Annotated in this window: 20 protein-coding genes; 14 read left to right on the top strand and 6 right to left on the bottom strand. The window is 33.6% G+C overall.

Features of this window, described 5'->3' with window-relative positions; all coding sequences use genetic code 11:
- Nucleotides 1–160 precede the first annotated feature (160 nt).
- Nucleotides 161–3,025 (top strand): TonB-dependent receptor, encoded by a 2,865-nt coding sequence (locus tag M666_RS03260; RefSeq protein ID WP_029445061.1) that lies wholly within the window; start codon nt 161–163, stop codon nt 3,023–3,025.
- A gap of 34 nt (nt 3,026–3,059) precedes the next feature.
- On the top strand, nt 3,060–4,085 hold the full coding sequence (locus M666_RS03255) for a phytase (RefSeq protein WP_029445060.1): 1,026 nt from the start codon (nt 3,060–3,062) through the stop codon (nt 4,083–4,085).
- Between the two features lie 54 nt (nt 4,086–4,139).
- On the opposite strand, the gene M666_RS03250 is transcribed toward M666_RS03255, so the two are convergent.
- Both M666_RS03250 and ahcY read right to left on the bottom strand, forming a co-directional pair.
- A complete protein-coding gene (locus tag M666_RS03250) occupies nt 4,140–5,246 on the bottom strand; it encodes an SDR family oxidoreductase (protein ID WP_029445059.1) in 1,107 nt (368 codons plus the stop codon).
- 82 nt (nt 5,247–5,328) lie between these two features.
- Entirely contained in the window at nt 5,329–6,645 is a 1,317-nt protein-coding gene (ahcY, locus tag M666_RS03245) for an adenosylhomocysteinase (RefSeq protein ID WP_024479153.1), read from the bottom strand.
- Between the two features lie 76 nt (nt 6,646–6,721).
- On the opposite strand from ahcY, the gene M666_RS03240 reads away from it, so the two are divergent.
- The 10 genes from M666_RS03240 (at nt 6,722) to M666_RS03195 (ending at nt 14,186) form a co-directional block, all read left to right on the top strand.
- Nucleotides 6,722–7,354: a 4'-phosphopantetheinyl transferase family protein gene (locus tag M666_RS03240; protein ID WP_029445058.1), complete on the top strand. Its 633-nt coding sequence runs from the start codon at nt 6,722–6,724 to the stop codon at nt 7,352–7,354.
- A 6-nt stretch (nt 7,355–7,360) separates the two neighbouring features.
- Nucleotides 7,361–7,621, top strand: coding sequence for a YkoF family thiamine-binding protein (locus M666_RS03235; RefSeq protein ID WP_029445057.1), 261 nt, complete (start codon nt 7,361–7,363; stop codon nt 7,619–7,621).
- A complete protein-coding gene (gene pnuC / locus M666_RS03230) occupies nt 7,605–8,234 on the top strand; it encodes a nicotinamide riboside transporter PnuC (protein ID WP_024479150.1) in 630 nt (209 codons plus the stop codon). Before M666_RS03235 ends, pnuC begins: the two co-directional genes overlap by 17 nt.
- Nucleotides 8,198–8,761: an ATP/GTP-binding protein gene (locus M666_RS03225; RefSeq protein WP_024479149.1), complete on the top strand. Its 564-nt coding sequence runs from the start codon at nt 8,198–8,200 to the stop codon at nt 8,759–8,761. Before pnuC ends, M666_RS03225 begins: the two co-directional genes overlap by 37 nt.
- A complete protein-coding gene (locus M666_RS03220) occupies nt 8,758–10,302 on the top strand; it encodes a DUF4301 family protein (protein WP_029445056.1) in 1,545 nt (514 codons plus the stop codon). Before M666_RS03225 ends, M666_RS03220 begins: the two co-directional genes overlap by 4 nt.
- 207 nt (nt 10,303–10,509) lie before the next feature.
- Nucleotides 10,510–10,815: a hypothetical protein gene (locus M666_RS03215; RefSeq protein WP_029445055.1), complete on the top strand. Its 306-nt coding sequence runs from the start codon at nt 10,510–10,512 to the stop codon at nt 10,813–10,815.
- A 366-nt stretch (nt 10,816–11,181) separates the two neighbouring features.
- On the top strand, nt 11,182–11,487 hold the full coding sequence (locus tag M666_RS03210) for a PepSY-like domain-containing protein (RefSeq protein ID WP_024479146.1): 306 nt from the start codon (nt 11,182–11,184) through the stop codon (nt 11,485–11,487).
- Nucleotides 11,488–11,776: 289 nt separating this feature from the next.
- Nucleotides 11,777–12,082 (top strand): hypothetical protein, encoded by a 306-nt coding sequence (locus M666_RS03205; protein WP_029445054.1) that lies wholly within the window; start codon nt 11,777–11,779, stop codon nt 12,080–12,082.
- 292 nt (nt 12,083–12,374) lie between these two features.
- Complete coding sequence (locus M666_RS03200; protein ID WP_029445053.1) at nt 12,375–12,680, top strand: PepSY-like domain-containing protein; 306 nt, start codon at nt 12,375–12,377, stop codon at nt 12,678–12,680.
- Nucleotides 12,681–12,833: 153 nt separating this feature from the next.
- Nucleotides 12,834–14,186: a sigma-54-dependent transcriptional regulator gene (locus M666_RS03195; RefSeq protein ID WP_029445052.1), complete on the top strand. Its 1,353-nt coding sequence runs from the start codon at nt 12,834–12,836 to the stop codon at nt 14,184–14,186.
- On the opposite strand, the gene M666_RS03190 is transcribed toward M666_RS03195, so the two are convergent.
- From M666_RS03190 to M666_RS19890, 3 genes are all read right to left on the bottom strand, one after another.
- Nucleotides 14,161–16,629 carry an ATP-binding response regulator gene (locus tag M666_RS03190; RefSeq protein WP_029445051.1) on the bottom strand — a complete coding sequence of 823 codons (2,469 nt, stop codon included), beginning with the start codon at nt 16,627–16,629 and terminating at the stop codon, nt 14,161–14,163. The genes M666_RS03195 and M666_RS03190 overlap by 26 nt on opposite strands.
- Nucleotides 16,630–16,744: 115 nt before the next feature.
- A complete protein-coding gene (locus M666_RS03185; protein ID WP_039325070.1) occupies nt 16,745–19,372 on the bottom strand; it encodes a hypothetical protein in 2,628 nt (875 codons plus the stop codon).
- Between the two features lie 19 nt (nt 19,373–19,391).
- Nucleotides 19,392–20,129, bottom strand: coding sequence for a GLPGLI family protein (locus M666_RS19890; protein WP_029445048.1), 738 nt, complete (start codon nt 20,127–20,129; stop codon nt 19,392–19,394).
- 631 nt (nt 20,130–20,760) lie between these two features.
- On the opposite strand from M666_RS19890, the gene M666_RS03175 reads away from it, so the two are divergent.
- Nucleotides 20,761–22,977 carry a TonB-dependent receptor gene (locus M666_RS03175; protein ID WP_029445047.1) on the top strand — a complete coding sequence of 739 codons (2,217 nt, stop codon included), beginning with the start codon at nt 20,761–20,763 and terminating at the stop codon, nt 22,975–22,977.
- Nucleotides 22,978–23,066: 89 nt separating this feature from the next.
- Nucleotides 23,067–24,041, top strand: coding sequence for a Gfo/Idh/MocA family protein (locus M666_RS03170; protein WP_029445046.1), 975 nt, complete (start codon nt 23,067–23,069; stop codon nt 24,039–24,041).
- Nucleotides 24,042–24,044: 3 nt separating this feature from the next.
- Here the strand turns inward: M666_RS03170 and M666_RS03165 are convergent, their stop codons facing one another.
- Nucleotides 24,045–24,494: a hypothetical protein gene (locus M666_RS03165; RefSeq protein ID WP_024479139.1), complete on the bottom strand. Its 450-nt coding sequence runs from the start codon at nt 24,492–24,494 to the stop codon at nt 24,045–24,047.
- Nucleotides 24,495–24,549 lie beyond the last annotated feature (55 nt).

Below are 24,549 nucleotides of genomic sequence, written 5' to 3'. Positions count from 1 at the left end.
TTGGGCTAGTGTTTCTACTAGGTTATTGCAATGTAAATTAATCTTTATTGTTGCCTTGTTGTTTCCTTTGTTTTAAGCCGTTGTTGCCATTTTGTTTTCATTAAAAAAACATGCTATGTGTTTGATATACATAATTTTGAACTGTAAATAACCAATGAAAATGAAAACAAAAAATTCTTTAAAATTTATGCTATTCCTGCTTTTTGTTGCTTGTAGTAGTATAGTGGTCAATGCTCAAAATGGCAATGTGGAAGGTACAATCTCTGATGAAAACGGATTAATTGTGCCCGGAGCTACCGTACTTATTCCGTCCTTAAAAAAGGGAGTGGTGTCCGACTTTGATGGGCACTTTTCTTTTGTTCAAATTCCGGCGGGTGCACATCTGCTTACTATTTCATATTTAGGGTATGGAGATGTGGATCAAGTGGTAACTGTTTTAGAAAATAAGACCACATCTGTACAGTTTTCCATTGCGCCCAAAAGTTTGGAGTTAGAAGGGGTAGAAGTGGTAAGTTACGGTTTGGGTAGTCAAGCCAAGGCGTTAAATACTCAGAAAAATAATATGAATATTACCAATGTCGTCTCAACAGATCAGATAGGAAAGTTTCCGGATTCAAACATTGGTGATGCTGTAAAACGTATTCCGGGTATCACAATGCAGGTAGATCAGGGAGAGGCGCGTAACATTATTATTCGTGGGTTATCTCCACAATTAAATTCGGTGACCTTAAATGGTAGCCGTGTGCCTTCTGCTGAAGGAGATAATAGAAATGTGCAGATGGATTTAATTCCAGCAGATATGATTCAGACAATTGAGGTAAGTAAGGCAGTTACTCCAGATATGGATGCTGATGCATTGGGAGGTTCTGTAAATTTGATTACTAAAACATCACCACAAGGATTTAGGCTTTCAGCAACAGCGGGTTCAGGGGTAAATTTTATTACAGATAAGCCTATCTATAATGGTTCCTTTCTTCTAGGAGATAGGAGTGCTAATGGTAAATTTGGTTGGATGGTTTCTGCATCTTACAATAATAATGATTTTGGGTCTGATAATGTTGAGTCAGAGTGGACTGATGAATTTGAGTATAATACAGGGGTAGATGATGCTGAAGGGGAGCCTATTTTGGAAGAAGTAGCGGTAGATCCTTATACGAATGTTTTTGAACAGCGAGAGTATTTGGTGCAACGGGTAAGGCGTAGCTTTTCTGCAAATATGGATTATAAAATAGATGGGAATAATACACTCTTTTTAAAGAGCATATATAACTGGAGAGATGATAGAGAGAATCGATTTAGGCTTCAAAGTGAAATTTTAGATGCGGAAGATATAGCGCTAGGAGATTTTACAATAACAGACGGAGTTCCAACCATGTTTCCTGCTGAAGTGGCTCGTGAGACGAAAGGGGGTATTGATAATAAAAGAAACAAAAACAGACGTTTAGAAGATCAGCGTATGCAAAACTATAGCCTTGGAGGTAAGCATCTGTGGGGTGATGTAAAAGTGGATTGGATGACTTCTTTTGCTAAGGCTTCTGAGGAACGATTAAATGAACGTTATTTTGTATTTGCTTCTGAATATATCGTTTCAAATGATAATACTGATACGCGCTTTCCTATAATGACGGCTGCCAATGCTTCTGATGCTTCTTTGGAGAATTTTGAATATGACGAAGTAACCGAAGAGAATCAGTTTACCAAAGAGGAAGATTTTAATGTGTTTGTAAATTTTGAATTGCCAACAGATTTCTTTGGGCAGGGTGATGGTACACTGAAGTTTGGTGCTAGAGCCCGAATGAAAACAAAGTTACGTGAAAATGATTTTTTTGAGTATGATTTGGAAGATGACTATCCAACACTAAGTTCAACAGTTACTAGAAATATCTCTGATGCTGATTTTTTAGCGGGGAGTAAATATCAGATAGGCTCTTTTGTAGATGAGGAGTGGTTAGGTTCTTTAAATCTTGTGAATGGTGAGGCTATTCCAGATGAGTTTTTGAGAGAAAACTATACTGTAGACGAGAATGTTTTTGCAGGTTATGTCATGGCAAATCAAAAACTATCTGAAAAATTAGGAATGCTTTTTGGGGTACGTTTGGAGCATACGGAAGTAACCGCTATAGGAAACCGAATTGCAGATGAAGAAAATTTAGAAGGTGAGATAACGGCAGAAAGCTCCTATACTAACGTAATGCCTGGAGTGCATTTTAAATATACGGTTTCTGATGCTACCGTGTTGCGTTTGGCATGGACAAATACGTTGGCAAGACCAAATTATGCAGATCTGGTCCCTTCTGTAGATGTAGTTTCTGGAGATGAAGAAATTGTATTGGGGAATCCAAACTTGGAAGCAACTACCGCAATGAATTTTGATTTGATGGCAGAACATTATTTTGAAAGTGTAGGCTTGCTTTCTGGAGGTCTGTTTTACAAAAATATTGATAACTTCATCTATACTTTTGTAGGAGATACTGCAGATGATACGTATGGGGCAGGTACTGCAGGATATGATATTTTTCAGCCATTAAATGGCGAGGGTGCTAGTATTTTTGGAGCCGAATTTGCATTCCAGCGCCAATTAGATTTCTTGCCTGGCTTTGCTAGAAACTTTAGTATGTACCTTAATTATACCTTCATCACGTCTGCTGCAAATGGGATCATGAATGAGGACGGTGATGAAAGAGACGACGTAGACTTGCCTAATACGACTCCTAATACTTTTAATGCCTCTTTGGCGTATAATGATAAAAGGTTCTCCGCCAGATTATCAGGAAATTTTACAGACGCTTATATTGATGAGCTGGGTGGAAATGATTTTGAGGATCGTTATTATGATACTCAGTTCTTCTTAGATTTTAATACTAGTTATAAGGTGAGTGCTGGCCTTAGCATATATGCCGATATTAACAATATTACGAATCAACCCCTGCGTTATTTCCAAGGTGTAAAAGAGCGCACGCAGCAGATGGAATACTACGGACAGCGTTTTACTATTGGTTTAAAGTATGACTTGTTTAAAAAGTAACCCTTTTAAGTGTATTTCAATTAAAGAAAGTAAGATGAAAAAAATAGTAGTATATAGCGTGTGGTCTTTTTTAGTAATGAGTGCATGTAAGTCAGATAAATTACCTGCAGTGGCTCCGGATATTAAGACCGAAAAAACTTTAAACGATACGGATGATCCTGCTATCTGGGTAAACCCCATTGATGCCTCAAAAAGTATTGTTTTTGGTACAGATAAGGAAACGAATGGTGCTGTGTATGCATTTGATTTGCAAGGTAAAATTATAGCGAGTAAGACCATTAGAAATATAAAACGGCCTAATAATGTAGATCTTGCCTATGGTTTTAAGTTAAACGATTCTTTAAAGACCGATGTTCTTTTGTTTACGGAACGAGAAAAAAATCAAATTAGAATGTTCTCCGTGCCTGCTATGAGTCCCTTAGATAATGGCGGATTCAAAGTTTTTGAAGATGAAGGAAACTCAGCGTTTACATATCCAATGGGAATTAGCTTATATTCTTCACCTAAAGATGGCACTTTGTATGCTATCGTAGGGCGTAAGTCAGGGCCAGAACTGGGATACTTGTATCAGTATAAAATTTCAGCCGATACATTGGGTGTGGTAAAGTCTTCCTTGGTTCGGAAATTTGGAAAATTTAGTGGTAAGAAAGAGATTGAGGCTATTGCGGTAGATTCTGAATTAGGTTTTGTTTATTATTCTGATGAACAACATGGCATCCGTAAATATTATGCAGAACCTACCATGGGTGATGAGGAGCTTAGCTGTTTTGGGGGAGCCCTTTTTCAGGAAGATATAGAAGGTATTGCACTTGCGCGTTACAAAGATGGTACGGGCTATATAATAGTATCAGATCAGCAGAAAGGACAGTTCAATATTTTTTCTAGAACTACAAATGAATTTATAAAGGCCGTTAATTTATCAACCTTAGAGACGGATGGTTGTGATGTGGTAACAGTGCCTCTAAACGCAACATTTAAAAACGGTCTTTTTGTGGCAATGAATGATGAGAAAGATTTCTTTTTCTATGATTTGGCCAAATTGGGATTGGAACGACAATAAATGAATAAAGAGGATATTAAAAGGGCTAACTTTTATAGTTAGCCCTTTTTTATTTTACCATTTCTGATTTCTAAATTTTTTACCTCTAGCAAAAGTTACCGTTTCTGATAGATAATCTTCAAGATTATATTCTGGAATGGGTAAGATGCTTTCTAAAAGTGTCGTGTCCCACTCATGAGGTTTTGAGGTCATATAGGGGTGTAAATGAACGCCAATAGTCTCATAATAAAAAGCTTCCAGTTTAGATGTGAAACCTGTAGAAGCGTTAATGAGGTCTTCTGTGAATGAGAAGTTGGTGTATTCAACAGCCTCTAATATTTTGGCGATACCTTTCATCATATTGGTCTCTTTAGAGTGTACAATATTTAATTGTTCAATATCTGTTGCAATTACTTTAGCGATGACTTGTGCGGCATAATCGGTAGGGATAATATTTAATCCCGTAGTTGCCGTGGTGGTAATGCGTACGGCATCATCTGAACTGTTGTTGTTGAAAAACTTTGCAAAGAGGTAGAATACCATATACTTAGAAATAAAGTAATTTGGACTTTCTGTGATGTTGCCTCCAAGCACACTGGGTCTTAGTATTTGTATAGGAATGTTTTTTTCTTTTCCAGCTTCAATTAAGAATTTCTCAGAAGCATGTTTAGAGGCTTCATAGTGATTGCGATAATTTTCGCCCTTTAATATGCTGTAGTCGTTTTTAATAAGTCCGCCGATATTCCCTGCGGCAAATGCAGTACTTATGTAGACAAATTTAGTAATGTGTTTATAAAACGCATAAAAGATGTCTTTGGTGAACTGTAAGTTTTCTTTGAAAATTTCTTGTTTTGCATTGGGGTCTGTAGATAGGTTTACAAAACCTGCAGAATGAATAAAATAATCAATATGATTTTTGGAGCCTAAAAAAGAAGCTGGATTTAATAATTCATTGGCATCAATGACGCTAATTTTATTTAAAATCTCTGCTAGGTTATTCTTAATAAACTCTGGAGCATATTCGCTTGTAATCACATTTTTAATGCGATTTTCAGGAGATATAGTGGCTCTTTTTCGAACAGGAAGATAAATGCGTTCGATAGTGTCAAACCGCTGTTCTATGAGGGAAAATAATACTCTAGAACCTAATGTTCCGGTTGCTCCTGTTAAAAGTATGTTCATTTGTTTGGTGGTCTAAGCGTAAAAAATCAAAAATCCTTATTTCATAAAAAAATAAGGATTTTGATTTTAATAGTTCAATGTTCTAGTACCTATAGTATTCAGGTTTAAATGGACCTTCAACTTTAACACCAATATATGATGCTTGTTCTGGCTTTAATTCCGTAAGTTCTACACCTAAACGAGCTAAGTGCAAAGCAGCTACTTTTTCATCTAAATGCTTAGGTAGCATGTAAACTTCGTTCTTATATTTATCATTGTAGTTCCAAAGTTCTATTTGAGCAAGCGTCTGGTTGGTAAATGAGTTACTCATTACAAAACTAGGGTGTCCAGTTGCGCAACCTAAGTTTACTAAACGTCCTTCTGCTAATAAAACAATATCAGAACCATCAATAGTATATTTATCTACTTGAGGTTTAATTTCGTCTTTTGTATGACCGTAGTTTTTGTTCAACCAAGCCATGTCAATCTCATTATCAAAGTGGCCAATGTTACAAACGATAACTTTGTCTTTCATTGCTTTAAAATGCTCTCCACGAATAATGTCTTTATTCCCTGTAGTCGTGATTACGATATCCGCATTACCAACAACAGTTTCTAGTTTTTTAACTTCAAAACCATCCATTGCCGCTTGTAAAGCACAAATAGGGTCAATTTCTGTAACGGTAACAATAGAACCAGCTCCTTTAAACGAAGCAGCAGTACCTTTACCAACATCACCATAACCGGCAACTACCACTCTTTTACCAGCAAGCATAGTATCTGTTGCTCTTCTAATTGCATCTACAGCACTCTCACGACAACCGTATTTGTTGTCAAATTTAGATTTAGTAACAGAGTCATTTACATTTATAGCAGGCATTGGAAGCGTACCATTCTTAACTCTTTCGTAAAGTCTATGAACTCCAGTAGTCGTTTCTTCAGATAAACCTTTAATACCTTCCGCAAGCTCAGGATATCTATCTAAAACCATGTTGGTTAAATCACCACCATCATCTAAAATCATGTTTAATGGCTTACGATCTTCACCAAAGAATAACGTTTGTTCAATACACCAATCAAATTCCTCCTCGTTCATACCTTTCCAAGCATAAACAGGAACTCCTGCAGCAGCAATAGCCGCAGCAGCTTGATCTTGTGTTGAGAAAATGTTACAAGAACTCCAAGTTACTTCAGCGCCAAGGGCAACTAAAGTTTCTATAAGAACTGCTGTTTGAATGGTCATGTGTAAACAACCAGCAATACGTGCACCTTTTAAAGGTTGCTCGTCTTTGTATTCTTCTCTTAATGACATTAATCCTGGCATTTCAGCCTCTGCCAAATTAATCTCTTTTCTACCCCAATCTGCTAGAGTAATGTCTTTTACCTTGTTCGGTATATAAGAAACAGTTTTAGTGCTCATATCCTTTTTTATTTTTACTTTCGTTAAATAGCAATTTTATCACTAAGAATTTAGTGATTGCAAAGGTACTAAAGCAATGCCTCTTTACAAAACAATTACGGTAACACCTAGCATAACAGTTTTTATCTGGCAAGTAACAGAGTCTGAGGACCAACTAGCTAAGGGAATTATACTTACAGATAACTGTGCAAACAGATTAGCAGGTATGAAGTCTGAAGCGCATAGAAGAGGTTTTCTAAGTATTAGACACTTATTGGCAGAGGCTGGTTATACGGATCATGACTTATATTATGATGCAAATGGTAAACCACATTTAAATGATGGGAACCATATTTCTATAACACATTCCCATGATTTTACAGGAATAATTGTAGCACTAACAGATGAGGTAGGGATTGATATTGAGTTGCAGCGTGATAAAATAATGAAAATTGCACATAAATTCACACAACCAGAAGAATACAGGACACTTGCAAATGCTGACGCTATCATCCGAAAGTTAACCATTGTTTGGGGGGCGAAAGAGGCAATATATAAAATCTACTCAGAAAAAGGCTTAAGTTTTTTACAACATATTGATGTTAAAGAATTTGATTTGGAAGACGAAGAATCTATTGCCGAGATTATGTATCAAGGAAAAAACTCTTCGTATTCGGTAGATTTTTTAGAATTTGAAGGCTACACCTGTGTGTACTCTGTTAAACTATAACATAAAATGAATATTTCTGTTGAGCTTACGCTTTCCCCTTTACAAGATACTTTTGAACCTATAATTATTGCTTTTATAAAAAAGCTTAGAGATTCTGGTTTAACAGTTTTAGAAAACCCGCTCAGTACCCAGGTGTATGGGGAGTATGATGTAGTAATGTCCTTACTTCAAAACGAAGTAAAAGAAGCTTTTGAGCTCATGGATAATGGCTTATTGTTTATGAAAATTGTAAAATCAGACAGGAGCGATTATGAGCCCCATTTTTAATTTTTTCTTTGAACAATATGCGCAGTATGAAACACATCATATTGTTTTAGAAATTGTTGCTGTAATTTTCGGACTTCTATCGGTAGTATTCTCTAAACAGAATAATATACTGGTCTATCCAACGGGTATGATTAGTACGGCAATCTTTGTATACCTATTAGTTATTTGGGGGCTTTTGGGAGATATGATGATAAATGTATACTATTTTATCATGAGTGTGTATGGCTGGTACGTATGGACGCGAAAGGTAGATAATGAACATACCACTCCTATTTCGAGAACAACAGCTAAAGAACACAAAATAGCGGCTATTATCTTTTTTTCTACCATTGTTTTTGTATTTGTAGTGTATCAAATTTTTGATAAGTGGACAAGCTGGACTGCTTATGTTGATACTGTAACTACAGCCATCTTTTTTGTTGGAATGTGGTTGATGGCAAAACGGAAAGTGGAAAATTGGTTATATTGGATCATCGGAGATATAATCTCAGTTCCCCTATATTTTTACAAAGGCTTTACATTCACAAGCCTTCAGTACCTTATATTTACATTTATTGCAATTTTTGGATATGCTGCATGGAAGAAAACTTTAAACAAGAACCTTCAGACGTAATAAAAATAGTTTTATTCGGGCCTGAATCTACAGGGAAAACCACTTTGTCCGGACAACTGGCGCGTTATTATAACTCGGTTTGGGTACCAGAATATGCAAGAGAATATTTGCAGGATAAATGGAACGAAGAAAAAAAAACCTGCGAGCCTAAAGATTTACTGCCTATCGCGGCGGGTCAAATGAAATTAGAAAACAAGCTTTCTAAAAAAGCTAATAAAGTTTTGATTTGCGATACTGATTTATTAGAGACCAAAGTATATTCGGAGGCGTATTATATTGGCCATTGTGATCCCGTTTTAGACAAGTATGCACTTCAGAACACCTATGATCTTTATTTTTTAACTTATATTGATGTACCGTGGGAAGAAGATGATTTGAGGGACAAACCCTTAGAGCGGGAGAAAATGTTTCAATATTTTAAAGATACCCTTGATAGGTACAACCGTAAGTATATCATATTAAAGGGCGATAAAGCAACTAGATTAAAAACAGCAATAGAACACATAAATACACTATTAGACCAATGACAGCATTTTCAAACCAAGACAAACAACAATTAGTTTCTAAAGGAATAGCAGCCGAAAAGGTTTTGAAACAAATAGAAACATTTAAAGAAGGTATTCCATTCGTAAAATTAGAGAAAGCAGCAGTTGTAGACGAAGGAATATTAAAATTCTCTGCCGATGAGGAGAAGAAGTTTATCGAATCTTTTGATGCTGAAAAAAATAAAAAATCGCTGTTAAAATTTGTTCCTGCATCTGGAGCGGCATCACGTATGTTTAAGGCGTTTTTTAATTTCTTGGAAAAATACAATCCAGAAGAAGAAGCGCTAGATGCTTATATAAGTAGAGCGGGAGATAAAGATATAAAGAAGTTTTCTGAGGAGTTGATTCACCTGCCTTTTTATGAAATAATACAATTAAGAATAAAAGGAAAGTATACTACCGAAGGAGAAGAATTATTTCTTTTTGTAAAAGAAATGCTGAGTGAGCAAGGTTTAAATTATGGTTTTTATCCTAAAGGACTATTGCCATTTCATAATTATGGTGATTATGCTGCAACTCCATTTGAAGAACATTTGAAAGAGGCAGCGCTATATGCAAGTGCGGAAGGGGAGGCTAATTTACACTTTACCATATCTGAGCAGCATGGTGAAATGTTTAATAAAGAGTTTGATGCAATTAAGGAGCGTGTGTCCGAAGCTACAAACGCTTCATTTAATGTAAGTTATTCTTTCCAAAAAGCAGAAACAGATACTGTTGCTGTTACTATGGATAATAAACTTTTTAGAGAAGCAAGTGGTGCCATACTATTTAGACCAGGAGGGCATGGCGCGCTGATAGAAAATTTAAATGAACAAGATGCAGATATCATCTTTATAAAGAATATTGATAATGTGGTGCCTTCAAGAAATATTGAAGAGGTAGCCAATAGCAAAAAAGTATTAGCGGGACTTCTAATAGAACTTCAGAATAAAGCATTTAAATATGCTCAGGTGTTGGAAGATAAATCGAGCTTAAATTTTGATACAATGATGGAGATTAAATCGTTCTTAGAGAACCATTTAAACGCTAGATTTTCAGCTATTTTTGAAAGCTACACCATTGATGAGCAGATTGAAATTCTTATCGATAAAATAAACAGACCTATTCGTATTTGTGGAATGGTGAAAAATGAAGGAGAGCCAGGCGGAGGGCCTTTCTGGATTAAAGGTGTTAAAGGGAATGCATCACTTCAGATTATAGAATCTGCACAGATAGATGCTTCAAATGGAAGTCAAATGAATATTTTGAAAAATTCTACACATTTTAATCCAGTAGACTTAGTATGTGGGGTAAAGAATTTTAAAGGAGAGAAATTCAACTTAATAAATTTTGTAGATGTAAAGCAAGGCTTTATTACAGAAAAAACTAAAGACGGTAAGGAGCTAAAAGCTTTAGAGCTTCCGGGTCTATGGAACGGAGCAATGGCTTTCTGGAATACTATTTTTGTAGAAGTACCACTAGTAACCTTCAATCCTGTAAAAACAGTGAACGATTTATTTAAAAAATCGCATCAAGTAAGCTAAGGAGTGTAGCTTAAAGTGTGTAACTTTTATACATATTTATATGGAAAAGATACACATATATACATAGTGTACTATTATTTAAATTATAAAAACCCTTGTAAATCAATGATTTGCAGGGGTTTTTCTGTTTTATAATGATTATGGCACTATTGTTTCTCTATACAAATCGAGTTTAAAAAACAAATGTAGAATTTAATTACACGATATATGAAACAGTTAGTATTTGCAACAGCATTAGCTATAGGAAGTTTAGGAACTATAACAGCAACAGAAACTACTCCGATATTCCATGATGGTATTATGGAGGGGATATTTGCTCAAGATTTTTCGGAGATTAAAATAGAGGCATTGCCAGAGGAAATTACTGCAGCCCTAGCTAAAAATTTTCCGGGAGCAACAATTTCTCAAGCTTTTGTAAATGAAGAAGCAGAATATAAATTAATAGTAACCAGCGAGACTGGGGAAGAAATGGAATTATATGCCGATGCCGAGGGGAACTGGTTAGATATGTAAGATTTTGTTAGTAGATAAAGTTAGTTAGTTTGGTTTAAAAGGAGTTGCGGGGGCAGCTCCTTTTTTTGTGCTTAAAATTAACTGATCACATAGGTTTTGGTGCTGCTATTTATTTTCTAATAACACATATTTTGGTGGAGCGGCAAGTAGTTAATGTATGATATTATAGGTAGTGATTTTTGTATACAAATTATACAACAGCTCTAAAGATTACCCAATACTATACAGATTGGTTCTTAATGAAAATAATATAAATCACTTTAAATCAGTTGTTTAGTGTTTTAAAATCCTCTTTTTGTGTTTCGGCATTATATTTTCAATAGAAGTAATAAGTTTAATAATTAATAACACTAAAATATAGATATCATGAAAAAATTAATTTTAGCATCAGCATTTGCATTTGTAGGTTTAACAGCATTTGCTCAAACAGGAGAAGAAGTAGCAATAGCAGAAACAGCAGTAGTTTCGGCAACACAAGATAGTTTTTCAGAAATTGAAACATCAGCATTACCAGAAGCGGTTTCTTCTGCAGTAGCGACAAACTATCCGTCTGCAACAATTGATAAGGCTTACGTGAACGATCAAAAACAATACAAATTAGAAGTTTCATTAGAAGACGGTACTTCAGGTACACTATACGCTGATGAAAATGGTAATTGGATTGAAATGTAATAATACCCCATAATTATTTTTTATCAATTTAGTTTGTTGAAAGGGACTGTATCATATACAGTCCCTTTTTTTGTTTGGAGGGTCCGATAGTATAGTAGTATTTGGATACATATTACACATTAGTCGTAAAGTTTACCCGAAAGTATACAAGCCAAATAGTCTTGTTAAATATATAATTAGATGTAAGTCAGTCAGTTATTGTTTAGAAATCTGGTTTTTGTGTTTCGGCATCATATTTTCAATAGGAGTAATAAGTTTAATAATAGATAACACTTAAAATATAAATATTATGAAAAAATTAATTTTAGCATCAGCATTTGCATTTGTAGGTTTAACAGCATTTGCTCAAACAGGAGAAGAAGTAGCAATGTCAGAAACAATAGTAGTTTCAGCAACACAAGACAGTTTTTCGGAAATCGAAACATCAGAATTGCCAGAAGCAGTTTCTTCTGCAGTAACGACAAATTATCCATCTGCTACGATTGATAAGGCGTATGTAAACGATCAAAAACAATATAAAATAGAAGTTTCATTAGAAGGTGGTACTACAGGTACACTTTATGCTGATGAAAACGGAAATTGGATTGAAATGTAATAAGACCATTAATTGATTTGTATCACGTTAGTTTGGTTGAGAGGGACGGTATTTTATACAGTCCCTCTCTTTTATTTCAGACAGAGTGTAACGTACAGATTGCTTGTATATAAATTATACAGTAGGCCTAAATTTTACCCAACAATATACAGGTTGATTTTTGATGGAAACATCATAAAACACTATAAATCAGTATTTTAATTTTTTAAAATGTTGTTTTTGTGTTTCGGCATTATATTTTCAATAGTAGTAATAAGTTTAATAATTAATAACACTTTAAAATATAGATATTATGAAAAAATTAATTTTAGCATCAGCATTTGCATTTGTAGGTTTAACAGCAATTGCTCAAACAGGAGAAGAAGTAGCAATGGCAGAAACAACTGTAGTTTCAGCAACACAAGATAGTTTTTCAGAGATAGAAACATCAGCATTGCCAGAAGCGGTTTCTTCTGCAGTGTCTTCAAACTATCCATCTGCAACGATTGATAAGGCATATGTAAACGATCAAAAACAATATAAATTAGAGGTTTCATTAGAAGACGGTACTTCAGGTACACTCTATGCTGATGAAAACGGTAATTGGATTGAAATGTAACAACACCAGTAATTGATTTGTATCAAGTTAGTTTGGTTGAGAGGGACTGTATTTTATACAGTCCCTTTCTTTTTTTAAGATAATTTTAAAACGTTACATCAGTCTGAATAAGGTATATTTGACGTACGTATATTGGACCACAATACTTAGCTTATGCCTAGAATTTTAATAATTGAAGATGATGCCGCTTTTTGTCAAATGTTACAACGCTTTCTAACAAAGAAAGGGTATGAGGTAGAGACAAGCTTTACGGCAGAAGATGCTAAACAAAAATTTAAAGCAGGTTCGTTTAATATGGTCATTACAGACCTGCGTTTGCCTAATTATGATGGTATAGAGTTATTAACAGATATCAAAGCAATCAATGCAAAGATTCCTGTTTTAGTGATGACTAGTTATGCTGAGGTATCTACTGCGGTAAACGCAATGAAAAAAGGTGCTTTCGATTACATCTCTAAACCGTTTACTCCAGAAGAAATGGTGATGCTTGTAGAAAATGCATTAGATCAAAAAACAACGCAGGTAGAAAAAAATGCTGAGCCAAAGGCAAAGGAGTCCCAAGATAAAGTGGAGGTAAGTGCAAGTAACGGTATTAAAGGGATTAGCGATGCCTCTAAAAAGTTACATGAATACATAAAGCTTGTAGCGCCTACCGATATGTCTATTCTTATTACTGGTGAGAGTGGTACAGGAAAAGAGGTTACGGCAAAGTCTATTCATGATACCAGTAAAAGAAAAGATTTTAATTTTATAGCGGTAGATTGTGGTGCCATCCCAAAAGAGATTGCTACAAGCGAATTTTTTGGTCATGTGAAAGGAAGTTTTACGGGTGCTATTGAGGATAAGATAGGTCATTTTGAAGCAGCAAATGGCGGAACGCTATTTTTAGATGAAATAGGAAATCTTTCTTATGAAAATCAAATACAACTTTTAAGAGCGCTTCAAGAACGTAAAATTAAAAGAGTAGGTAGTACCAAAGAAATTTCTGTAGATGTACGTGTGATTACCGCGACAAACGAAGATTTAGTAGAAGCGGTTGAAAAGGGAACATTTAGAGAAGATTTGTACCATAGGATTAATGAATTTTCTATAGAAACCCCTTCGCTGCAAGAGCGCTTTGAAGATTTGCCATTGTTTGCAGATTTTTTCTTAGATAAGGCAAATAGATCTCTTGATAAGCGCGTTTTAGGTTTTTCTGATGAGACTACTTTAGTTTTTAAACAATATCATTGGCCTGGGAATTTAAGAGAATTGCAGAATATTATTAAAAGATCTGTTTTACTTACTACAGGAGATATCATCCAAACAGACGTATTACCAAAAGAGCTTTTTGAAGTCAACAAAAAAGTAGCGCCAGATAATTTCTCTAAAGATGCTTATGAAAAAGATCAAATTATAAAGGCTTTAAAAGAAACAAATTTCAATAAATCTAAAGCGGCAAAATTATTGAAGGTTACTCGTAAGACTTTGTACAATAAAATTAATCAGTATAATCTGGATTTATAGTCTTATCAGCTCTCAAAGCTAAGGTAAGCGCTATAACATAATTTTTAAGTTGCTGGTATTTCGCTTTGAGCTCTTTATCACTTAGCGCATCACGTTTAAGTTTTTCAAAAGATTCAAGGATGGCGATAGCGTCATTAGCTTCTAATTGTCTAAACATAGCAAGCATTTTATGAGATGTAGCATTTATGCGCGCCATATCTTTGGTGCTTGTTGCTTTACTTAGAATTTCAATATTATCCTCTGTATCTCTTAAGAAAGTATCTATCAGGTCTTTTAGCCCTTCATTAGAATCATCTAAAAATGATGTAATAGTTTTTAAATTATATAAAGTAGACTTGCTTTCGTGAATTTGTATTTCCTGTTCTTTTTCTTTTAAAATTATTTCTGGAAATAATTGTGCTAAACGCCCTAAAAACTGATCTTTAGAAAAAGGTTTCTGTAAAACAGTATCAAAACCAGCGGTGCTGTAGGTAGAAGTTTCTAAATCCTTTCTTCCTGTCATGGCAAGGATAGGTTGGTTGTTGTAATGACTGTAACGACCACTTTTTAGCTTTTCTAAAACTTCGAAACCATTTATTGTTGGCATTTGTATATCTGTAAGTACTGCACTATATGTTAGATTCTCTTTAAGACCGATAGCATTGAAATCAGCGTAAGAAATAGTATTGATATTAGAGCTTTCACAAACCTCATGCAGTAATTTCCGCATTGCAATATCATCATCAATAATTAAAAGTGTGATCTTATTTTCTTCAAAGTTAATTTCTTTTATTTCTGGCGAAGCAATTTGCGTTTCAGATAACTTTAAGGGAATGGTAAACGTAAATGTGCTCCCTTGATTTTTATCACTCTGTAATCCTATTTTACCCTGAAGTAATTCTGTTAATTTTTTTGAAATAGTTAATCCTAAGCCGTAGCCCCCATATTTTTTTTCTGTACTGTCGTCAGCTTGTGTAAATTCTTTAAATATATGCTCCTGTTTCTCTTTTTCAATACCAATACCACTGTCTATAACCTGTATTCTTGTTTTGTATAGGGTGTTGTTTTCAATAGTTACTGTGGCCACAACTTTTATAAAACCTTCTTGGGTAAACTTGTAGGCATTGCTGATGAGGTTGGTTAAAATTTGTCGGATTCTAAAGGGATCGCCTATTAGTGTTTGATGTAGTTTTTTATCAATGACAATCTGAAGCTCTATAGGCTTATTTTTATATAATTCTTCTAGGTTTTGTGCGGTTTCCTGAATCAAATCTGGTAAAAGAAAAGGAATGTTCTCTATCTTTAATTTACCCGCTTCAAGTTTAGAGAAGTCTAACAAATCATTCACTAAATTATCTACGTAAGTGGCTGCAGATTTTACATTTTTTAGATAGCCAACTTGTTTACCTGTTAAGCCTGTGTTTTCCATTAATTCAGAATAGCCCGTAATGGTATTTAATGGAGTTCTTAAATCATGGCTCACGGTAGAAATAAGTTGTTCGCGACTTTTTAAAAGCGATTCAGAAAATTTCTTTTCTTCTTCTAAATGCTGACGATAGGTTTGCACACGCCAATAATCTCTAGTGATTAAAAATGTAAAAATACCAACGGTAAGAAATGCGAGTATTGCCGCGCCGCTTGCTAAACGAGTACTTCGTTTTAAAATTTCTTGTTTTTTTAAATTATCCGCGTGAGTTGCGGCAATAATTTCCTGTTCAAAGGCGCTTACAATACTTCTTAATTGTTGTGATAAATCTAAATCGTTCTGGTTAATTTCTCGCTCCTTATCAGCTAATGCACGCTGTGTTAAGGCATCTTTTTCTTTGGCTTCATTTAGTAAGTTTCGTGAAGCATTTATAATAGAATCTATTTTTTCAGGACTATGGTTTTCTTTTGGGGCATTGTCATTTAAGATGAGTGCAAGCTTTTCAATAACACTTTTGGCTTTCGGAGATAATTCATCAATATTCGGTGCAATACTTTTGGCAGTAATTTTACCCAAAGAAAGTTCCATCGTATTAAATTTTGCTAAAGCAACATCTAAAGAACTATTGGCTTCGCTTTTTAGTTTTAATCGCCTTAATTCTTCGTTATTATAGGTTTTTAATTTTAAAAGATTCTGTACGCTATCTAAAAGTTGCACTTGATAATCACTAGTAACTACTTCTTTTAATGAGTCTATTTCTGCAGAAACTACATCAATTTTTTTAGCATATGCCGTAAAATTCTCTTTGGTTTTGGTCTGTAATGCTAATTTAGATAAACTTTCAGCCTCATAAAGTTGTGTTAGTAAAGAGCCCGTCTTAATGAACTTGACATCATTCTCACCAGAAGTATCTGTAGCTAGGTAACTCTTAATCTCTGATAGGATGAAAATTCCAGAAATAACCGCTAAACCTACGAGTATTAAATAGCTTAATACAATTCTAAAGGTGAACTTGTTTTTAGATTTATTTTTTTTCATCGCTGTAAATGACCTATGGTAATTACGTTCTTTTTTCAAAAAAAGTTGGTGTTTGACGTGTTAAATAATTACTAACAGACGTAAAGTTACTAGGAGTTGCTTATAAAGTGCATAATTATAATCTAAAATCAATTGAAAGCAATAGGTACTCTCTTTGTAAATTGATAGATGTTGTTGAATCAAAAATATCAGAAATATTTCTCTGAGTGTAGTCTTTACCAGTTAATTGTAAATTTCTTGAAATTAATGAGAATTTCAATTTTTCATTTTTTGTAGAATAGTTTAAGGACATATCAAGAAATGAAAAGCTATTATCCTTTCGATTGTCAGGTAAATAATAATCTATAGTAGTTGTAATATTCAATCTTTTTTGAGGTCTAAAAAAAATCTTAAAAGAATTATTAATAGATTTATTAGAAATATCACTAATTGATTTAAATGTAGAATAACGAACTTGTAAACTATTCTCAAAATTAAACATACCTACAAAACCAGTTTTAATTCTATTTTCAAATAATTTTGTAAAAACTTTGTTGTTTCTAAGATTAGAACTATTAATTACATTACTATAATTATTAATACTCTGAACAAAATTAAATTTAAAATTTGATTTAAAAATGCCTATATATTTATCCGCAAAAAGGTTAAAAGATATGTTATCAGAATATACATTCTTAAGCAAATTTTCATTTACTATATTAATATCATCTATTATGATATTTGACAAAAAATTATTTTTTTGATGATAATAATTCATTCCAGCGTTTAATTGGAACAAATTAAAAAAGTCATTATAATTATATGTTAGCTGACCACTGTAATATTTCAAGGTTTCAAGTTCAAAACTATTTTTGGTAGATGTTCTGTAAGAGTTAAATATACTATTCTCAAATGTATTTTCTAAATCAAGACCTTTTTCATCATATTGACTAGAGAAATGGATGATATTTTTATTATTAGCTTTATAAAAAATACTGAGTTTTGGGTTGATGTAAAAAGTAGTATTATTTTTAACAGTTAATCGCTCTATGTCTTGAAGGTTTTGATCTAAATAATTTAAGTTTAGCGAGGTGTTAAATATCCATTTGTCTTTTCGGTATGAAAATTTGTTGTTTAAAAATATAAGTTTTTTATTAAAATCAATTTTGTTGGTTAGCATTTCTTCTGTTTGATCTGCATTTAAATTTGAATTTAATTTATTGTTCTCTTCGGAATAGCCTAAATTAATATCAATATCAAATTTGTTATAATGCAGAAGAAGAGAATTTTCAAAATTTATATAAGTTTTGAGCTGATTTATTGTTTGTTCTAAATTTATACCGCTATCAATATTAAAGTCTGATAGTACATTTAATTTTTCAAAATTTTTATCATTATTCAGTAGTATGCTACTAGTAAAAGCAGTGTTCTTGTCAATTCTATTGGTGTAATTTAAAATTTGATGATTTTTATGTACAGCCCTATGGATGAAGCTTTCCTGCAAACTTCCGTTAATGTCAACTTTGTCTTCTGACTTTAAATGATCATTCTCAAGTGTGCTATTTACTTCGATGAGCTCTTTATCAGAGAGAATGTATTTAAAGTTAAGTTTTGTATTGTATATTTTTGGTTTAATTTTTAGTTCTTCAGATTGATTTATTTCTGTTTGATTTTTATCAAAATATGAAAGGTTCGTTAATATTTCTCTTTCAAGCCTATCTTTTTTTAAATCAAAATTTGCTTTTAAATCAATTTTATCCGTAATTTTTAAGATTGTATTTATGCTGGAAAAGATTGTGCTATTTATTCTTGTTCTATCATCTGGAAGTTGTGTACTTAATTCTGCATCGTTTAAAATATTACCTAAATTTCTTTCATTTTTTTCCAGATTTTTTAAATTGTAGTTATTTGTAGCGAAATAATCATATGGGGAGTCGTCAATTCCAATATTGTTATATTTAATTGTAGAAAATGTTTTTATTTTTTTTGAAATACCTAAAGTAGTACTGCTTAAATCTAATTTGTTTTCTACTCCCAAGCCAATTTTACTGCCATTGGAAAAATTTGTTTCGCCCTTTTTTAAGGAAAGGTTTAATGCAACCGCATTACTTTTTTTAATATCTTTTAATAATGAATTTTCTTGATAATTTTCTATTGCAGATAATCCTTCTATTGCCTCGATATCAATATTCTTACTTCCGATAGTGTAATTTTCTCCAAAAAGATCATCACCGTCTAGTAGTAAACTCTTAATAGGAACACCTTTAAATGATATTTGACCATTATCACTTACTCTTATACCCGGTAACTTCTTTATTAAATCTTCTACAACACTTTCGGAGCCATCTAGAAAGCTGTCTATTTTATAGTTTGTAGTATCCTTGTTAACTATAACCGGTGTCGGTTTAGAGTAGACTACAACTTCTTCCAATTTTGTTGGATTTTCTACTAATGTAATAGTGCTAATTAAATTTTTAGCTTTAATAATATTGGTAATCTTGATAGTTTTATTGAAATATTTTGGATTCTTGTATTCTAAAACTAAAGAGTCAATATCTTTTTTTAATTCTAATTTGTAATGCCCATTTTCATTGCTAATCCCAAATGCTAAAACTATACTACTAGCTTCACTACTTTTTGCAGTAATCACTGTGAATTCTATTGGTGTTCCAGACTCATCAATGATTTTTCCTTCAATTGTTTGACCATGAATACCCTGTTGGAGTAGTAGAATTAGAATTATAGCACTAAATCTTAGCTGCATACCACATTGTTGCTATTTCTTATTCTTTTAAATATTCTACGATACCTTTTTTGGGTAGTAGAGTAGTAGGTCCATTTTCGCTCATACCATTCCTTTTTACTTCGTCATATTTAGATTTATAAAGAGCCAAAAACTCTGCCCAGGAAATAAGTTTATCTTTGATATAAGGGTTTTCTATGACTAATTTCTCTTTTTTAGTAGCTATAGATGTAGCTATTAGTTTAAAGAAATCATCATCAGACTTTATTTCTAAAATTAATCCAGGAAGGCCGCTAAATCGCCATGGTCCATCAGGATAATTTAGCTGTGTTGTAAAATAAGCGGTGTATTCCCTAGTGCCGTAAGTTGCCTTAGCTTCTTGACATAGGTATCCTAGAATTTCTTTAGTATTAGTTGTTAAGTTCCATTGTGTATTACTTAATGAATCTTTAATTTTAAAATCTTTCAATCCTATTCTATCCCTATAGAAGATTTTTTTTTCTTTAAAATTTTTAAATACAAATTCGTTTCTTTTTGATTTAATAATTAGCTCAGTTTTATCGTCGAGATTATTTGTGCCCTGTGAATTTTTCATAATTCCAGTATGGTCAATCTCATAAATAGAGGAAGTTCCATCATTTGTAAGTTTAGATTTGACGGAGTATTCTTGTTGTATTTCTTGCATCATTAATATGTAATCATATTCTACTTGAATGCTTTGGGCTGTCGTTGTAAATGCGAGAAATATTCCTAGGTATGTAAGTTTTTGATAATTCATGATGTTAAGAAACAATTTTAATTCTATATTAAATTGAGTTAGTAGGGTAATATTTACTGTAGTAATATCTAAAAATTTCCAGCTTTAAATGAGATTGATAATAAAATATAAATGCAACAAGAAGTCTACTTACTTGATCTGTTTTTATGTTAAAATTATCAATTACGTTAAACATATTTAGAGGGCTATTAACTTAATAGTTGTTTTTATAATGATAGATGAAGCCATGCCAAAAGATGACAAATCAGAAGTAGTTTTTCAAAATTTACAAGATACGATATTTATCGAAAATAGAATAAATATTCAATAATGAGTTTTTTATAGATAATTTTTACTACTACTTTTCAAGGATACGATGTAATTGTTTTAAAATGTTTTTGGATAAATTTTAATTTAGGGTTGTATCTTTGCTGCATCTCAAAGGGGTGCAAAATTCTAAAATTGGTTTTTAGAACGTAGCTGAGATTATACCCAATGAACCTGGGCGGGTAATGCTGCCAAGGGACGCGTACACCACTATTCGTAATTTTGCGAAAAGAAATTGCGCTACATTGTATGTTTATTTTTAAACCGATTAACGAACAAACAAAAAGAGTAATTGCCCCTTTTATTCGTCACTTAATATATACGAATGAAAATTGTTTTCACAGTACTTTCCGTTTTAAGCATTAGTTTTTATACCAATGCACAGCAACAACAGGCTACAGATTCCTTAGAAGGAAAAAAGGTGGTTTTAGATGAGGTTTTTGTATCTGCAATCCGAGTAACTAAAGCAACTCCTGTAACTTTTTCAAACTTAACCAAAGAGCAAATAAAGCCAAGAAATTTAGGGCAAGATATTCCAATTTTAATGAACTTTTTACCTTCTGTAGTGACCACATCAGATGCTGGTGCTGGTGTAGGGTATACGGGTATTCGTGTTCGTGGTAGTGATGCTACTCGCGTAAATGTCACGATAAACGGAATTCCTTATAACGATTCAGAATCTCATGGGACATTTTGGGTAAACATGCCAGATTTTGCTTCTTCTACAGAGAGTTTGCAATTACAACGTGGTGTTGGTTCTTCTACGAATGGGGCTGGAGCTTTTGGGGCAAGCCTTAATGTACTTACAGATGCTATTTCTCAAGATGCTTATGCCCAAATTTCTTCTTCTATAGGGAGTTTTAAGACTTTAAGAAATACCTTGAAATTTAGCACAGGTTTACTAAATGATCAGATAGAAATATCTGGGAGACTATCTCAGATTAATTCAGATGGGTATATTGATAGAGCTACATCAGATCTAGAATCTTACTTTTTGCAAGCGGCTTATAAAGATGAAAATACTTTAATAAAAGCACTGCTTTTTGGGGGGCATGAAGTTACGTATCAGTCCTGGTACGGTACACCACTTGCTAGAATAAATAATGATGCGCAAGGAGTAGAAGATTTTATTGTTGCTAACGGACTTACAGAGAGCGAAGCAGAAAACTTAAGAAATTCTGATCGTAGGTATAATTATTACACCTATGAAAATGAGGAAGATAATTACAAGCAGAATCATGCGCAGTTGTTATGGAATGAAAATTTAAATGAGAATTGGAGTACTAACTTAGCGCTTCATTATACGAAGGGGAGTGGTTATTTTGAGCAATTTAAAGAAGATGATGATTTTGACACCTATGGTTTTACACCAATTACGGTAGACGGAGAAGAAGTAAATAGTACGGATGTAATTCGCAGACGCTGGCTAGATAATGATTTTTATGGGACTGTTTTTTCGGCCAACTATAGAAAAGAGAAAGTAGATTTAATTCTTGGTGGCGGCTGGAACAAATATGAAGGAGATCATTTTGGAGAAGTTATTTGGGCAAGGTATGCAAGTACTAGCAACATCAGGGATCGGTATTATGACGATAATTCTACTAAGTCCGACTTTAATATTTTTTCTAAAATAAACTACAAGTTAGATGATCAATGGAGTCTTTTTGGAGATTTGCAGTACAGAACGGTAGGCTATCAAGCCAATGGTGATGAAACGGGAATAGTAGATGATACCTTTAATTTCTTCAACCCTAAAGCGGGGATTACTTTTGATTTGAACTCAAATAATAATTTTTATTTCTCCTATGCAGTGGCCAATAGAGAGCCAAATAGAAATGATTATGAGAGCGGTAACCCAAAGCCAGAAAGGCTGAATGATTTTGAGTTGGGGTGGCGTTATATTTCTAATACATTACAATTAAATACCAATGTATATTACATGGGGTATAAAGATCAGTTAGTGTTAACTGGTGCCTTGAATGATGTTGGTGCTCCATTGAGAGAAAATGTAGGTGATAGTTATAGATTAGGAGTAGAAGTAGAAGCAAATGTTTCCTTAGGTGCTAAATTTGCCTTCAGACCAAATATTACCTTAAGTGCAAATAAGAATAAAGATTTTGTATTTCAAAGAGATGGTGAATTGCAAAACCTTGGAGATACAGAAATAGCTTTTTCGCCCAGTGTAATAATCGGTGGTGCAATGGTATACTTGCCTACAGATAATTTGCAATTATCATTATTAGGGAAGCACGTAGGGGAGCAATATATGGGCAACATAGATGCTAGTAAGTCTAAATTGGCGGCCTATTCTCAGTTTGACTTTAATGTGCAATACGAAATTGTTACCAATTCATTTATTAAGAGTATTGTGCTGTCTGGTCTGGTGAATAATATTTTTAATGAGCTATATGAGTCTAATGGCTATTTTTTTACTTTTGATGATACATGGTCTACTCCAGGGGTAGCAACCACCATAGAAGGGGCTGGTTACTATCCACAAGCAGGAACAAATTTCTTAGTAGGTGCAACTTTAAATTTTTAGAGGCACTTGCGTGTATTTATAAGTAACGGGGGATTTCTTTTTTAGAAATCCCTTTTTTTATTTCTTATTTTAGTCTAAAATTTTATTAAATGATAGGCATTCAAAAATTGCGATGGGGAATAATTGGTTGTGGAGCAGTAACCGAAGTAAAAAGTGGTCCACCTTATCAGTTAACCTCGGGTTTTAGTTTAGATGCTGTAATGCGAAGAGACTTACAGAAAGCAGAAGATTACGCCAAAAGACATGGAGTGCCCCATTTTTATAAGGACGTAGACAACATCATCAATAATCCAGAGATTGATGCTATTTATATCGCAACACCACCAGATACACATAAATTATATGGTTTAATGGTGGCCAAAGCAGGCAAACCTTGTTGTATAGAAAAACCTTTAGCGCCAAGTTATGAAGATGGGGTAGCAATAGTGAAGGCCTTTAAGGCTAAAAATGTACCGCTATTTGTAGCGTACTACAGGCGCTCATTGCCGCGTTTTTTGCAGGTTGAAAAGTGGTTGAAAGAAGGTAAAATTGGAGAAATTAGGCATATCAACTGGAGTTTCTCTAAGCCTGCGAATGATATAGATTTAAGTAGAACGTACAATTGGCGCACTGATGCTAAAATTGCTCCTGGAGGTTATTTTGATGATTTGGCTAGTCATGGTTTGGACTTGTTTGCGTATTTATTAGGAAATTTTAAAGAGGTCTTGGGAATCAGTCATAATCAACAAAAGCTGTATTCTGCTAAGGATGCCATTACAGCAACTTGGATGCATGAGAATGGTGTTACGGGTACTGGAAGTTGGAATTTTGGTGCTTTTAAACGAGTGGATAGTGTAGCGCTGACAGGATCAAAAGGGACGATACATTTTTCTGTATTTAAAGAAGAGGCTGTTATTTTAGAAAATGTAGATGGTACAGAGGAGCTGTTTATCGAAAATCCAAAACACGTACAGCAATACCATGTAGCGAACTTAAAAGCAGATTTAATTGATGGTATCCCGCATCCGTCAACAGGAGATACGGCTTTGCATACGAGTTGGGTTATGAGCCAAATATTAAAATAGACCTTAATTAGTAACGGAGATTACGCCATTTCCTGCAGAAACACGATACTCTAACATATTGTAGAATCTTTGATCATCATCAAGTTTCGTTAATAATTGACCGGTAAATAAACTGTAATTGTACTCGTCACATTCACAAGTAACAGAGTTTCTGCTGGTATCTAAGGTCATTGTGGAGCAATTGCTTGGGGTGTGGTTAGGGCAGCTAGCCTCAAAAGCTCTGTAGCCAGCAAAAGCAGATAAGGTTTTGATTACAAAAATACCTCTTGTTCCTGCCTGAGAATTACCAATATAAATAGCACTTCCTTCATTGGTTAAATCACTATATAATGGTAAATTAGTGTTAATATCAAATCTAAATCCTATCTCTTGTAAATAGGGATTTCTGTCGGAGGTATCCGTGTCACAAGCAAATAGTAATATCAATAAAAAAAAAGCTAAAATTCTTTGCATAACATACTTGTATTTTAAGAATACAGAAACAAAGTTGAACAAAAAAAATGTATAT

Origin of the sequence: Cellulophaga baltica 18 (assembly GCF_000468615.2) — a bacterium.
GTDB lineage: Bacteria > Bacteroidota > Bacteroidia > Flavobacteriales > Flavobacteriaceae > Cellulophaga > Cellulophaga baltica.
The sequence above is the reverse complement of the archived record's forward strand: the minus strand, read 5'-3'. Positions and strand labels throughout refer to the sequence as shown.